14 protein-coding genes, 1 tRNA gene and 2 pseudogenes are annotated in these 14,203 nt (G+C 62.9%); 4 read left to right on the forward strand and 13 right to left on the reverse strand.

Annotated features, from left to right (window positions below):
- Positions 1–15: 15 nt before the first annotated feature.
- From gspE to gspG, 10 genes are all read right to left on the reverse strand, one after another.
- Positions 16–1,440, reverse strand: coding sequence for a type II secretion system ATPase GspE (gene gspE, locus AC1DUB_RS02360; protein ID WP_477719530.1), 1,425 nt, complete (start codon positions 1,438–1,440; stop codon positions 16–18).
- Positions 1,441–1,460: 20 nt separating this feature from the next.
- Positions 1,461–3,704, reverse strand: coding sequence for a type II secretion system secretin GspD (gene gspD / locus AC1DUB_RS02365; RefSeq protein ID WP_477728139.1), 2,244 nt, complete (start codon positions 3,702–3,704; stop codon positions 1,461–1,463).
- 5 nt (positions 3,705–3,709) lie between these two features.
- Complete coding sequence (gene gspN, locus AC1DUB_RS02370; RefSeq protein WP_477728140.1) at positions 3,710–4,513, reverse strand: type II secretion system protein N; 804 nt, start codon at positions 4,511–4,513, stop codon at positions 3,710–3,712.
- A 72-nt stretch (positions 4,514–4,585) separates the two neighbouring features.
- Complete coding sequence (gene gspM / locus AC1DUB_RS02375; protein ID WP_477728141.1) at positions 4,586–5,089, reverse strand: type II secretion system protein GspM; 504 nt, start codon at positions 5,087–5,089, stop codon at positions 4,586–4,588.
- Positions 5,086–6,309: a type II secretion system protein GspL gene (gene gspL / locus AC1DUB_RS02380; protein WP_477728142.1), complete on the reverse strand. Its 1,224-nt coding sequence runs from the start codon at positions 6,307–6,309 to the stop codon at positions 5,086–5,088. Before gspL ends, gspM begins: the two co-directional genes overlap by 4 nt.
- Positions 6,310–6,460: 151 nt before the next feature.
- Positions 6,461–7,369: a type II secretion system minor pseudopilin GspK gene (gspK, locus tag AC1DUB_RS02385; protein WP_477728359.1), complete on the reverse strand. Its 909-nt coding sequence runs from the start codon at positions 7,367–7,369 to the stop codon at positions 6,461–6,463.
- Between the two features lie 245 nt (positions 7,370–7,614).
- On the reverse strand, positions 7,615–8,322 hold the full coding sequence (locus AC1DUB_RS02390) for a PulJ/GspJ family protein (protein WP_477728143.1): 708 nt from the start codon (positions 8,320–8,322) through the stop codon (positions 7,615–7,617).
- Between the two features lie 11 nt (positions 8,323–8,333).
- Positions 8,334–8,726 (reverse strand): type II secretion system minor pseudopilin GspI, encoded by a 393-nt coding sequence (gene gspI, locus AC1DUB_RS02395; RefSeq protein WP_477728144.1) that lies wholly within the window; start codon positions 8,724–8,726, stop codon positions 8,334–8,336.
- A complete protein-coding gene (locus AC1DUB_RS02400) occupies positions 8,723–9,232 on the reverse strand; it encodes a prepilin-type N-terminal cleavage/methylation domain-containing protein (protein WP_477728145.1) in 510 nt (169 codons plus the stop codon). The genes gspI and AC1DUB_RS02400 overlap by 4 nt, the downstream gene beginning before the upstream one ends.
- Positions 9,207–9,647, reverse strand: coding sequence for a type II secretion system major pseudopilin GspG (gene gspG, locus AC1DUB_RS02405; RefSeq protein ID WP_477728360.1), 441 nt, complete (start codon positions 9,645–9,647; stop codon positions 9,207–9,209). Before gspG ends, AC1DUB_RS02400 begins: the two co-directional genes overlap by 26 nt.
- A gap of 45 nt (positions 9,648–9,692) precedes the next feature.
- Between gspG and AC1DUB_RS02410 the strand changes: the two genes are divergently transcribed.
- The 4 genes and pseudogenes from AC1DUB_RS02410 to AC1DUB_RS02425 all read left to right on the forward strand — a co-directional run.
- Positions 9,693–10,136: a type II secretion system protein N gene (locus AC1DUB_RS02410; protein WP_477719521.1), complete on the forward strand. Its 444-nt coding sequence runs from the start codon at positions 9,693–9,695 to the stop codon at positions 10,134–10,136.
- A 222-nt stretch (positions 10,137–10,358) separates the two neighbouring features.
- Positions 10,359–11,216 (forward strand): hypothetical protein, encoded by an 858-nt coding sequence (locus AC1DUB_RS02415; protein ID WP_477728146.1) that lies wholly within the window; start codon positions 10,359–10,361, stop codon positions 11,214–11,216.
- Positions 11,217–11,654: 438 nt separating this feature from the next.
- Positions 11,655–11,891, forward strand: a pseudogene (locus tag AC1DUB_RS02420) (hypothetical protein); the annotation flags it as partial.
- A pseudogene (locus AC1DUB_RS02425) lies at positions 11,878–12,087 on the forward strand (site-specific integrase); the annotation flags it as partial. The pseudogenes AC1DUB_RS02420 and AC1DUB_RS02425, both read left to right, overlap by 14 nt.
- A gap of 4 nt (positions 12,088–12,091) precedes the next feature.
- On the opposite strand, the gene AC1DUB_RS02430 reads toward AC1DUB_RS02425, so the two are convergent.
- From AC1DUB_RS02430 to hrcA, 3 genes are all read right to left on the reverse strand, one after another.
- Positions 12,092–12,997 (reverse strand): hypothetical protein, encoded by a 906-nt coding sequence (locus tag AC1DUB_RS02430; RefSeq protein WP_477728147.1) that lies wholly within the window; start codon positions 12,995–12,997, stop codon positions 12,092–12,094.
- 80 nt (positions 12,998–13,077) lie between these two features.
- Positions 13,078–13,154, reverse strand: a tRNA-Ile gene (locus tag AC1DUB_RS02435).
- Positions 13,155–13,179: 25 nt separating this feature from the next.
- Positions 13,180–14,199, reverse strand: a complete 1,020-nt coding sequence (hrcA, locus tag AC1DUB_RS02440; protein ID WP_477728148.1) for a heat-inducible transcriptional repressor HrcA — start codon at positions 14,197–14,199, stop codon at positions 13,180–13,182.
- Positions 14,200–14,203: the final 4 nt, after the last annotated feature.

Consider the following 14,203-nt stretch of genomic DNA (forward strand, 5'->3'; position numbering starts at 1 on the left):
CGGGCCGGCGCGGGTTCAGTCGGGGGTCACGCGCAGCAACTCCTCGCGCGAGGTGACGCCGGCGGTGACCAGCCGCTCACCGTCGTCGCGCATCAGCATCATGCCCGCCTGCAGCGCGGCCGCGCGAATCTCTGCTTCGGACGCGCGGCTGTGAATCTGGGCGCGAACAGCGTCATCGGTCACCAGCAACTCAAAGACGCCCGTGCGGCCCGCGTAACCGGTATAGCCGCAATGCTCGCAGCCGGCAGCCAGGCCCGACCCTGCCGAAGAAGCGTGGCAGTAGGTGCACCGCTTGCGCACCAGCCGCTGTGCCAGCACGCCGAGCAGGGACGAACTCAGCAGGAAAGGTTCCACACCGATATCGGTCAGGCGCGTCACGGCGCTGGACGCATCATTGGTGTGCAGCGTGGCCAGCACCAGGTGGCCGGTCAGGGAGGCCTGTATGGCGATCTGCGCGGTCTCGAAATCCCGGATCTCACCAATCATGATCACGTCCGGGTCCTGCCGCAGGATGGCGCGCAGCGCCTTGGCAAAGCTCAGGTCTATCTTTGAATTGACCTGCGTCTGCCCGATGCCCGGAAGCTCGTACTCAATGGGATCTTCGACCGTCATGATGTTGCTGACGCCGGCATCGAGCCGCTGCAAGGCGGCGTAGAGCGTGGTGGTCTTGCCCGAACCCGTGGGGCCGGTGACCAGGATGATGCCGTGCGGCTGGGCAATCAGGTGCTCGAAGCGGCGAAGTACATCGCCCTGCATGCCGACCGATTCCAGGCTCAGCTTGCTCTCGCTCTTGTCCAGCAGGCGCAGCACGGCGCGCTCACCGTGGGCGCTGGGCAAGGTGCTCACCCGCACGTCCACCGCCCGCGTGCCAATGCGCAGGCTGATACGGCCATCCTGCGGAAGGCGTTTTTCCGAGATGTCCAGGTCCGCCATGATCTTCAGGCGCGAGATCAGCGCGGCGTGCAGCGCCCGGTTGGGCTGCACGACTTCGCGCAGGGTGCCGTCCACGCGAAAACGCACACTCGAATGCCGCTCGTAAGGCTCGATATGGATGTCGCTCGCGCCGTCGCGCGCGGCCTGTGTCAGCAGCGCATTGAGCATGCGGATGATGGGCGCGTCATCGGACGTTTCCAGCAGATCCTCGACAGCCGGCAACTCCTGCATGATGCGCGACAGGTCGGCGTCGGACTCCACTTCGCTCACCACGGCGGCCGCGCTCGACTCCCCTGCCGCATAGGCGGCGCTGATGCGCTGGGTCAAGGTTCCCGCGTCAGCGCACTGCAGGACCAGCGCGGGGCTGTGCGCCGCGAACTTGCGCATCACTTCACCCAGGGCCGCAGGGTCGGGCCGGGCCGGATGCCACAGCGTCAGCGCATGGCCATCGTCTTCCAGTAGCAGGGTATTGCTGCGGGCAAAGGCGTAAGGCAATGGGTAGCGCATAGGGGTTTACTGGTCCGGGTTTACTGGCCCGGGGCGGGTACGGGCGGGGTTGCGACGGGCCGCGGGGTAAGAGTCGGCACTGCCGGCGGTGCCTCTGGTGGTGCGGCAGGCGGCACGACGGAGCTTGCGGCAGCCGGACGCAGCGGCGGCAGCACCGCTGACTCATTGACAGGCACCACCACGCTGGACGCGGGCTGGGCATCTTTTTGCGCGGCTCGCATCAGGTCATAGCGGTCCATGGACAGGCTTTCGGTGGACGGCGCATCGCGTACCACCACCGGCCGCAGGAACACCATCAGGTTGGTCTTTTTGCGCGAGCGTGTCTCCCCCTTGAACAGGTGACCCAGTATCGGAATATCACCCAGGCCCGGCACTTTTTCCACGTTTCCCGAGTATTCGTCCTGCAGCAGGCCACCCAGCACCACGATGGCGCCATCATCCACCAGCACGTTGGACTCGATCGATCGCTTGTTGGTGATCAGGCCGGTTGCGGAGTTGATCGATGAAGGCTGCACGCTGCTGACTTCCTGGAAGATCTGCATTTTCACGGTGCCGTTTTCACTGATCTGGGGTTTTACCCGCAGCGTCAGGCCCACATCTTTTCGTTCGATGGTCTGGAACGGATTGACTGAACCGGCACTGGTGTTGGCGTTGGTGTACTGGCCGGTGATAAACGGCACGTTCTGACCAATCACGATACGCGCCTCCTCGTTGTCCAGCGTCAGCAGGTTGGGAGTCGAAAGGATATTGCCGGCGCCGTTAGCCTCCAGGAATCGCGCCAGGAATCCCAGCACATACACGCCGTTGGTCAGATGCGCCACGCCAAGGTTGGCCCCCGTGGATGGCGCGATGACGCCGGCGGCAGCCTGGGTTGCGAGCGTGATGATATTGGTGCCGCCGATGTTGAAGTTGGTACCCAGCAAGCCGATGTTGTTGTCGCCCTTTTTACCCAGCGCGCCCTGGAACTGGATGCCAAACTCGGCAGCCTTGTCGGCATTGACCTCGGCGATCAGGCTTTCAACGAAGACCTGGGCGCGCCGCGCGTCAAGTTTGTCGATCACCGCACGCAGCTGGCGATATAGCGGCTCGGGCGCGGTGATGATCAGTGAGTTGGTGGACGGGTCGGCCTGGATCTGCCCGCCGGTGGATGGCTGGCTGCTGACGAGGCTGGCGGTTGCGGCGCCTGCTGCAGCGGCTGGTCCGGGAGCAGGCGGCGGAGCACCGGTTACCACGGGGCCTGCCGCAATGGCGCCGAGGGTGTTTGCCGCCATGGCGGCCCGCAAGGTGGTCGCCAGCTTGGTGGCATCGGCGTTCTTCAGGTAAACCACATAAATATTGCCGCTGGCAGGATCCGCGCCGGTAGCACCGAGCGCGGCCTGATCGAGCCTTTCCACCAGCGTCCTGACCAACGCCAGGCGCGCCGGATTGGCGGCGCGCACGATCAGCGAGTTGCTGCGCGGCTCGGCCAGCAGCGTCGTCCTGAAGGACGTGTCGGCCTGGCCCGGAACGACGCCCCCGGGGCCTGCGGAGTCGACAAGGCGGGAAACCAGCGGTGCCAGGTCGGTGGCGATGGCGTGCTGCAGGCGGATGACCTCTACGCCTGTGGCATTCGCCACATCGAGGGCCGCGATGATGGTGCCGATGCGCTGCAGGTTGTCTGCGTAATCGGTGATGATCAGCGAATTGTTCCCCGGGTTCACATTGATGGTGTTGTTCGGGCTGATCAACGGACGCAATATCGGCACCAGATTGTTGGCCGTCTCGTGATTGAGCCGGAAAATCTGGGTGAGGATCTGCCCGCTCGCGGGCGGCACGCGACCGGCGGACACGGTGCCGCTTTGCAGCTTGGCATCCGCCTCCGGCACCACGAGGTACAGGCCGGCGGACTCCACCAGCGCGAAGCCCTGCGTCCGCAATTGCACGGCAAACTGCCGCAGCGCCTGCACCGGCGTCACCGGCGAGGTGGTCACCAGCGTCATCGTGCCCTTGACACGCGGATCGACCACCACATTGCGGCCGGTAATGACCGCCATGGTGCGTGCCACGGCTTCGATTTCCGCATTGGCGAAATTCAGGGTGACCGGGCCGCCCGGCCGCACTGCGCCATTGCCCGGCGCCGGGCTGGTTCGCGGTGTTTGGGCATGTAATGGCCTTCCATCCCCTGCAAAAAGAACACAAACCGCGATCGAAACGACAGCGATCGGAAACCTGGGCAATGTGGCCAGGGTTGAGAGCACATGGGCTTGGGTCTGGATGTTTGTCATACTTCTTAACCCCAGGTAATGATGGAACGACTACCGTCACGGCGCCCGATGATGTTCAGCAGGTTGGCCAGTGCCGCTTCATGCTCAGGCTGGGCGCTGGCCACCCCCTCAAACCGCAGATGTGAACCCACCCAGCGTCCATTGCCACTTAATTGCAGGCTTCCCTCGAGCGTAGCAAGTTCCAGTGACGTTGTGTTGCCTCCGATGAGGGTCATGCGGTAACTCCCCATGGGTTTGAGGGTAGACAGGCGCGACGACAGGCTCAGCGCCGTCAGCTCGGCGCGTCCCAACACCGCCGTCCGGCCTCCAGTCCATTCCAGGGAAAGGTTTTGCGTCACCAGTCGCAGGCTGCCCTCGGCCTGCACTGTGTTCCAGGGGGTACCCAACCCCGCCAGGATGGCCGCCGGCCATTGCGTTGCGCCATCGGCCACCTGCAGGATCACCCCGCCCCGGCGCGAGGCCAGTCGCCCCCGCAGCGGCGTGGGCGTGCAGCAGTCGGCGGTCACTTGCAGGTTCAAGGCCAGCAAGCCGGGACGCAGATGCCAGTCCACACGCCCCGGCAGGATTGCGCTGTCGCGGCTGCCGGCACCCCCCGTCAGCAGCAGCCGGGCCGAACCGGTCCAGACCGTACCGCGCGCCTCAATCAATTCAACCCGCCCCAATGTGGCCCCGGACACTGCCGCAGCCAGCCAGGCCGCCGGCGCGTACACGAGTAAAGCCGTAACCAACCCGATCAAGGCGCCCGAAAGTGCCCAGCGCCATGGTGCAACTTCGGCAGGATGGCGGGAGGAAGCTCGGGGGCGCAACACGGTGGGGTTCAGGCTTGGTTTGAAGGCTTGAAGACGTGAGGCAGGGAGATGATCGAATGAAACGGAACCGGCCTACTGCACCGGAAGCCTCAGTACCAGCATGCCGTCCCACACGGCCGGACCGGCCGGGTTGGAGGCGTTGCGCACCAGGCGCGCCTCATCCGGAATGGCGCCCGCATTCGCACGTGCCTGGGCCAACCATTGGGCCAACGCGTCGGCCGGCGTGTTGCGCAGCGTGACGGTGGCGCGGTCGCCCACCACACTCAGCTGCGCAGAGGCGCCCAGAAGCTTCACCGAAGCCTGGAGAGCGCGCAGCGCATCGTCACGGCTGATCCTGGGCTGCGACTGCAGGGCCTGAGCCTGCGCCCGCAGGCCCTGCATTTTTTGCCACTGCGCATCCAGGCTACGCTGCTGCGCCTCCGCCTGGCGCAAGGTGCGCCACGGGGGCGCCATCAGCCCCCACCAGAGCAATGCCAGCCCGACCAGCAACGCAACGCTGCGGAGCAAGGTTTGCTCGCGTTGGTCAAGTGCATGCCAGCGCGCCTGAAGAGGGGTCAGGGCATCGGCGATTTTCATGGGGCCAGCTCCTGCTTGATGAACATGGTGTCGCCTTCCGCCCGCGCGCTGTAGCCCTGGCCCTTAAGCTGGACGGACAGGCTGGACGCTTCCTCGGGACCGAGTTGCAGGCCTTTGATGCGGGCCTCGCCCGCCACGAATTCAATGGCGCTCGCGGTCCGGCCAGGAGCCATGGTCGTGCCCAGAGCCGCCAGAATGGCCTCCAGATCCCGCCCCGAGGCGGCTCCGGTGGCCTGCCGCAGCGCCGCCACCTCACGTTCCATTTGCAGCGGCGCATCGACCACCACCCTGACATGCGGAAAGGTCTGCGTCAGCGTGTCCCTGACGGCGGCACGCCGGGCCTGCAGCGCTGACTGCTCTTTCCAGGCCCAGGCGTTCAGCCCGACCAGATTGACCAGCAGCAGCAATGCAACGCCCCACCGCGCCGGTCGCCAGGCAGGCGATTGCCATAGCTCGCGGAGCACACTGAATAGGCGTTTGACCGTGCGAGCGCGGCTCGACGAGGCCAGCTCAAACTGCGCCAGGTCCCAGGGTGAGCGGGCGGCCTCCAGCCAGCGCTGGGGCCGGGTCATCACGCCGACCTTGCGCTGAAGCACCTGTTCGGCCAGCGCGGCCACGCCGGGTTCAGCCAGGGCCTGAAGCTCTTCATCGGATTCACTGGTGACCGGGATCAGGGTCAGTGCTGCGGCGTTCAGGGGAAGCAGCATCACGCCCGCTGCAACGTCACCGGTAACCAGCAGCCGCGGCAGGTCGGCCTCACCCACAGCGTGCAGGTACAGAGGGCCCGTCGCGGGGGAAAACTCCGGCACGATGCGGGTGACCGGGCGTTGCGCGAGTTCCAGTGCCTGCAGGTGCCCACGCAGCCACTGCTTGTCGCAAACAGCAACCCAGGCCCGTCCGCCAGCAACGGCACCCGGCGCCAGTGCCAGATGCAGTTGCTCCGGCTCGTCCAGCAGACGGTCTTCGAGCAGGCCTTCCAGGATGGACCGCAGTCGCGGTGAGCCCATGCCAACGCCCTTGGGCAATTCGACCAGATGCCACGACAACAGTCCCACGGGCACGACGGCGATCACCTCGCCGCCACGCTCGGCGGCCGGCAGCAGGGCCAGCGGCACGCTGGCGTGGTCCGTCATCGTTCGACCGTCGTGCGTGCGTACGTAGTCATAGCTCGCCGCGGCACCGGGTGCCGCCAAGGGTAGAGAAACGATCAGTGTGCTCATGGGCAAAGACCCCGGTTCATTTCATTGTAGGGTAGCGTTTTACTATGAATACCCCAACGTACCCCCAACGTACCCCCGACGTACCCCCGACGTACCCCCGACGTACCCCCGACCGCGGCCGGATGCAATGGATGCAATTCTTCTCAGCATCTCAGCGGCGGGCCACGTCTGTCACCGTGACGACGCCCCGGTCGCGCCAGAGCGTGCGCACCGTCAGGCCGTCGCGCTGCAGGACTGAACGCTCCTGGACCTCCGTCTGGTCGAGCCGCAATCTGCCGCGTACTTCAAAAAACCGGGAGGCCACCGCGTGCTGGCCGTCATTGAACGCGCCGCTTGGGCCACTGTGTTGCTGATTGGCATCGGCCAGCGTTCGAAAGTGGTTGCGCGCACGCGCGGCCACCAGTTTTTGCGCTTCAGCCATCTCCAGCCCGGGTGTGCTGGCGTATATAACTTCAGCGCTGGCGGTATTGAGGTTGACGGGGGTGCGCACGGGCAGCAGCGTGATGTGGGGTTCCAGCGCGGCAAGCGTCTCCGGGGCAAGCCCCAGCCAGACCAGCTGCTCGACCCGCTGGGGCATCAGGGGTGTCTGCTGGTTAGCCGCCTGAGCGCCGGCCTGTGAGGCCTGCAGCAATTGGCTGGCCAGGGTATTCAACTGCTGGACCGGCAAACCCAGCAACTCGAACAGCCGGCCAAAGCTGGCCATGGCGGGTTCCGAAATCGCGTTGCCGGCAACCAGGTTGATCACATTGAGCCTGCCCTGCAAGTCGCTCACCTGGCCGGACAGAAACGCTTCGCGCTCGGTTTCGCTGGCATTCTTGTCAACGGCCAGAAAGCTCGACAGCCGCGCTTCATTCAAGGGCACGGCCCACGGCTCGGCCAGGTGGTCAGCCCCGCCCGCACGGGCATCCTCACGCAGGATCAGGCGCGTCCAGTCCAGGGCGCCCGTCAGAATCCATGCCGACTGCACCCGGGCACGCTCAGCCGCCTCCACTTCCACACTGCGCCACTGCTGCCAGAGCGCCGCCGCGGCAAAGGTAGCCACCAGTGTCACGGTGAGCATGGCACTCAGGAGCGCCGCACCCGACTCGAGCGCTATACGCAGTGAGCGCGCGTGGAGGCTCTTCCCTCCAGCCGGGGCCGCGGGACTGGCTTTGCCAGACCGCAGGCGCAGCGGCCCCGAGGGGCTGGAGCCCCGGGGCTCCAAGCCTGCCTGCGCAGGCTTGGACGGGCGACAGAGGCGAAGCGTCTCGCGAGCCGCGGCCTGCAAGGCCTCGCGCAGTACACGCAGTGACAAGCGTGGGGGCATCAAGACTTCTCGCTTCCGAAAGTTGGGCGCACCCAGTCAACGGTGAGCTTGCCACTGATGGCCTGACCGGGCGGCAGGGTCAGCACGAGGCGAATGCCGTCGGGCACCACGGTCTGCTGGGACACGGGTTGCGCGGCCGCCGGCGGGGTCATGGCCGTCCCCCGGCTACCGTCGCTGGACTGCGGATTGGTCCACGCGTCGCTGCGGAAATAAAAGAGTTGCCAGTCTTCCAGCGGCGTCACGGGCACTTCGCGCGCGCGATCCTCGGTGCTGGCGTTTTGCGCCCAAAGTGTCGCCCGGCTCCAGGACTCGTTCCAGCCGGCGGCTGTATTCAGCACCGGCGACTGCCAGCGCAGCCACTGCCCCCCCGCCGCATCGATGCGGCGGGTCCATGCCACCACCAGCACGCCCTCGCCGCCAGAGGCCGTGCGCCGCGTCATGCGCAGCACGCGGCCATCCCAATCCAGGTTGCTCACACGGGGCAGCTGGGCCAGCGCATCCAGATCGACTTTCCATTGTGCAAGGCCGGCCTGCAGGGTCAGCACCTCGTCGGCACGCTGGCTGGTCTGCGCCTGCGCGCGCGCCATCCCATCGAGGCCGCGCCAGCTGAGCACGGCCAGCAGCGCCATGACCGTGATGGCCACCAGCACTTCGATCAATGTGAAGCCCCTGCTTCGGGCTTGGGTTCGCGTGGGATGCGTCTGCATGGATCAATAGCTCAATAACGCGTGACCACCGTGGACAACTGGAGAACCGACGTGTTGCCGTCGCTCACCTGCGCATCCACGCGCCGGAATTCGGGGTTGGGTGTGGGCTGCACCGACAGCGTGACCTGCAGGCCGCGTCCGGCCTGCTCGCAGGCCTCCGTGCTGTCGCCGATGCCGGGCATCTGCCGCGACAGGCGAACCTTGACCAGCTGGTTTTCCGCGCACAAATGCGCAAGCAGAACGTCGGACTGGCGCCAGGCGTTGTTGGTCAGGGCGCTCGTAGCCTGAAAGCCGGCCACGAGGGCGATCGCCACAATGCCCAGGGCCACCAGCACCTCGATCAACGTGAAACCCGCCGAGGAACGGCGTGCCTGTGGCTGTGGCGCAGACCAATGCGGCGTCATGGCTGCACCGGTCCCTGAACGGTAAAGGGACGCAGCCCGTCGGTTGCTACGCGCAGGGTGCGATCAGACTGGCTGATGCTGAACAGCTCCACCGCCTGCGGGCCAATGATGGGCTCGGGTCCGAGCTGCACGCTGGGGCTGCCGCGAACCATCGTGCCTTCGGCCAGCCACCTGGCGGGTAAAGCCTTGGACGGCAGACCTTCGAAGCGAAAACCCTCGGCGGTGGTGTGCCAGTACACCGCCACACCGCTTGCACGCGACTGCGCGCGGGCCGACTCAAACAAGACCGCCAGCCGCAGCGCCTCGCGCTCCAGCCTGGTCTGGGCGTTGTCGCGCAGCGCCAACGTCACGCCGACCGTGGCCAGTGCCATGATGGCCACCACCACGAGGAGTTCGAGCAAGGTAAATCCCCGGTTGCGGGGATTGCGGGCACGGGCTCCCGGGGCAGCACGTGCAGGGACGGGAATGGAGGCAATATCCCTATTGCCAGCTGCCGATGTCAGCATCTTTGCCTTCACCGCCGGCCTGGCCGTCGGCCCCCAGAGACATGACATCGACTTCCCCTTTGATGCCGGGGTTGAGGTACTGGTAAGGACGGCCCCATGGATCGTTGGGCAGCTTTTCCACGTAGGATTTCCAGTTGGCCGGAATCGGCCCGCTCGTGGGCTTGGCGATCAGCGCCTGCAAGCCCTGCTCGGCGGTAGGCATGCGTTGGTTGTCCAGCTTGTAGAGCCTGAGCGCCTGGCTCAGGTTGTTCACATCGGTTCTGGCCGCCATGACACGCGCATCATCGGCACGGTCCAGCACATTGGGAACAATCAGCGCCGCCAGCACACCGATGATGACCAGAACGACCATCAACTCAATCAGGGTGAAACCAGCCTGCTGACTACGGCGCACGAAAAACTTGAGAGAGGTCATGGTTGGGATGTCGGTAGACCAGGGTGCTTCCATCATAATCTCTGCGTGGTAATACTTTCACAAAGCAGGCTGGGCTTGCGGGCCATTACGCTGGTAGTCTGGGCACTCGCTGCTGCGAGCCTGGTGTACTGGGGACTGCGACTGGCCCCCGGACGCGGTATGGCCGAGCCGGTGCCCGTCACCGCAGCGAGCCCCGCTTCCCTCGATCCGCTGGCCGTCGCGCGCGTGCTGGGCGCAGCAGCCCCAACACCCTCACCACAGGTCAGCCTTGCCAGCCGGTTTTCCCTCCATGGCGTAGTGGCCGGCTCCCCCGGCGGCGGCGCCGCACTGATCGCCATAGACGGCAAGCCTGCGCGGCCATTTCGTGTGGGCAGTGAAGTCGAAGAGGGCCTGATCCTGCAGTCGACGGCAGCGCGTCAGGCCACACTGGGAGCCACACGCAACGGCCCTGCCCTCGTAACGCTCGACATGCCGCCGCTGCCGCGATGATTCGGGCAGTTTGGACATAACGGCTTGCAGCGCTTGTCCTGTTTATCCCGTCTGTCCCGCTTGTCCCGTTTGTCCTTGTGTTGCAAGCCCTTTCTTTTTCTGTGCGTTGATGGCTGCAGGACGAACTCCCAGGAAACGTCGAACCTGAGAGTAATATTTAAATGGTAGTGCCGTCGCAATTAAAAACTTGCGGCTCCGACTTTGAGCTTTGAGAGTACTTCTATGCGTCACGTCAAACAGTTGGGGTCGCCGCAGAAAGCCCGCGCTGCCCTCGCGATATTTTTTGCCTCGGCGATCCTGTGGACAGCATCAGCTTTTTGGAGCACTCCGGCCCTGGCCCAGCGCGAGGGCGCGAGTACCGTGGCGTTGCCTGAAGAACTCAAGCCTGTGTTGTCAGAACAAGTCACCAAAAAGCTTCTGGAGTCAACAAGGCTTTCGGGCCTCCGTCCAAAGATGGGCTACCGCGGGACCCTTGAAGGCGTCCTGACCATGGTGTCGATGTCTGCCACGCGTTCACGGGAGTACGAATGCACGGTGACCTCCGGCGGCTTCAATCTTTGCGCGGTAGCGACGACACGAAATGACAACACGTCCGGGAAGCAACAGGAACTGACAGCGCTGGCAGGCCTCCTTCGCGTGGCTGTCGCCACGGCCGACGAGGGCAAACCTCCGCTCTATGCCCATGTGCTTACCGACTTCGCCCTTAACGGCAACCTGCGGACTTTGGAGACGGTGGGGAACCGTTTGTCGCTTCAGGAAAGTTATATCTCCAGCACTCTTGTCGACGACAAGCTGGAAAGTATCGAATGGGAAGAAAGCAAGGTTTGCATCAACCGGGGCGCCAGGGCGGTTCCCGAGGAATGGACGCCCTTTGGGTTGGCGTATACCTACGATTGCAAGTCCGTGGGGCAACGCAAAGAGCCGCATGTTTCGCCGTCCATCAGACGGAACTTCGAACTGGTCTTCCTGTCGCGCGGTCGAAGGTTTGTAGAACCGTTCGTGGTGGATGTGAACGAGAGTCCCTCCGTGATATTCGCCCGCACCTCGCGCTCGGGTTTTACCCCCTCCTGGGCGAAGTAGCGCGGTGCATTGCATCAGCCCCTTGTCCTACCGCGATACGCGTCAAACACCCATGGTAGCCATTTAGTCAAAGTGTTTCTATTGAACTGTCGGCGTAGTCTCAATTTTGGGCAACTGATACAACTAACAGGAATCATTATGAAATATGCAACTACTTCACTTACTCTGGTTGCGTTGCTGGGCCTGAGCGCTTGTACTGGCCCGATGGGACCGCAGGGCAACCAAGGCAATACCGGTAATACTGGCTACACCGGTGCTACAGGGGCTACCGGCGACACTGGTTACACCGGAGCAACCGGTGCAACGGGACGCACCGGTACTACCGGTACTACCGGTACTACTGGCAATACCATTGTCGTAGTGCCCCAACAGTAATAATCCAGCAGTCAGATTGAAGGCGGTTGAGATGGCTGGGCTGCTGCCGGTTCCGTGGACACCGACCTGCGCCACACGTGGGCTTCGTGGCATCGCCAGGCGGGAACGTCATGCAATAAGCTCAAGGAATTGGGTGGCTGGAAGCCACGTGAGATGGTGGGCCGTTATGCCAAGTACGCCACAACCCATTTGGCCGATGCCGCCATGAGAATCGAGCACGGGCGTGCTGAAAACGTGAGCGACCTCGTCACGTTGGCGTCATGTTCCACAAAAAGAAAGGACCCAGCCGCTTACCCGTGACGCGCTTCGCTCACGCTTTGACAAGGCACGCGAGTTGGCAGGGGTAGATTTTCAGTTTCGAGATATACGGGCCAAAGCTGCTACAGACACGGGCGACCTGGCGCACTCGCAAAAGCTGCTGGCTCACAAAAATCGAAGTATGACTGAGCACTATGTGAAAGCCCGGCTCGGAGAGCGAGTTAAACCGCTGCGATAGCGGCTCACAGCTCAGCGTGAAGGGCGATGCTTTTTATAACTGCCGGATCGCGAACAATCTCATTACTACCATGGCGCCTAATCAAAAATCTCACGCGCATCCTGTTCAATCGCTTATCTAAAGTTTGATCTTGAACCTCCCAGAACAAGCCCTCTTTCGTAAATTCGAGCTCTAGGCTTGGCGGGATTCGCATTTGCGTGGCGAAGACTGCAGTCCAAATTCCAAGTGTGTTTGGTGGGTGCAACACTATTTGACCGTGCGGAGCTTGGGTAATAAATTGATTGAACTGCCGGTAGACCTCGTCCTCCGCTATCTGCTGAACAGAAAAGGGGCCAGATGTGCGCTTTAACGTTGTGAAGTGCGCACCAAGGTTAGGGAAAATATTCAGAGATTTCTCAGCTCGATGAAGGCCAATGGCATACCGATCAAAAAAGCCAAGCTTGACTCCATGTAGGCCTTCAACCTGGGGAGTGTCATCTGGCCCTATCCAGAACTCAAACGTCGACTCTTGGTCAGGAAGGTGACTAAGGTCAATTACTGCGTCATTTGGATGGGGACGTTTTTTGAGCTCTGTCAGCTTCGAAAACGAGGGTATTCGATAGGCAAGCAGAAATTCTGGCCGCGTACAGCTCAGAAGCGGCTCGACATAAATAGTGTGCCCCTCAGAATGGCCGTCAAAATTGACCCTCCCCGAGGCGTGAATGGTGACGTGTTGATTCGCTTTTTTTGGCTTATCAAACACGACTTCCTGCGGTGTCGGATCGCTTGAGCTCCAAACAAACGCTGAACTATTTTCCTGGTCTCGTCGCAATATCAACTCAAGCGATCCATCGTTCTTCGAACACGCTACGTTCGCAAGTTGATAAGCTCGACCATCATGCCCAATCAAAATGCGAGTGTAGTCGCCCATAAGCAGGAAGAATTGTAGAAAAACAACGTGGTTTGTAGAAACGCCCCAGACCCGGAACCGGGGCTGAGGCGCAAATGCACTGGTAGGGCGTGTAGGACTTGAACCTACGACCAAAGGATTATGAGTCCTCTGCTCTAACCAACTGAGCTAACGCCCCCCATCGACAGGCAGATTGTAAGGGCCTACTTGCTGTGGCTTAGGGCCGTGCTGACCAGTTTGGAGGTGATATCGACAATCTGGATCATTTTTTCATAGGGCATGCGCATGGGGCCGATGACGCCCAGCGTTCCCACGACCTGGCCGTCCACCTCGTAAGGCGCCGTCACCACCGAGAGTTCCTGGTAGGGAATCACCTGGCTTTCGCCGCCAATGTAAATGCGCACGCCCTCGGCGCGGCTTGAGACATCGAGCAGGCGCATCAGCTGTGCCTTCTGCTCAAAAAGATCAAAGAGCTTGCGCAGGTTGCCCATGTCGCTGGAGAAGTCGCTGACGGCCAGCAGGTTGCGCTCGCCCGAAACCACCACTTCGTCACGCGATTCGATGGCCTCGGAACTGACCTGGACGGCAGCCTGCATCAGGGCGGCGATTTCGCCCCGGAGCACTTCCACCTCGTTTTGCAGGCGCTCGCGCACTTCTTCAATAGCCATGCCCGCATAGTGCGAATTGAGGAAGTTGGAGGCTTCGATCAATTGGGACTGCGTGTAGTCTGCCTCGGTAAAGATGACGCGGTTTTGCACGTCGCCGTCCGGCGAGACGATGATCACCAGAAACCGTTTTTCCGACAGGCGCAAAAACTCGATATGCCGGAACACCGACGTGCGGCGCGGCGCCATGACGACACCGACGAACTGCGACAGGCTGGACAGCATGTGGGCGGCGTTGCTGATCACTTTCTGCGGTTGGTCGGGTGCCAGCCTGGGGGCGGTGATCTGCCCCCCCGCCGAAAGCTGGTCGCGCTGCGTGGTGAGCATGGTGTCGACGAAGAGGCGGTAGCCGCGGGCGGTTGGAATGCGGCCGGCAGAGGTATGCGGGCTGACAATCAGGCCCAACTCCTCCAGATCGCTCATGACATTGCGTATGGTGGCGGGAGACAATTCAAGACCGGAGGCCCTGGACAGCGTGCGCGACCCGACCGGCTGACCATCAGCAATGTAGCGCTCCACCAGCGCCTTGAGCAACAACCGGGCACGATCATCAAGCATACTG

This window comes from Polaromonas sp. P4_F9, assembly GCF_056401235.1.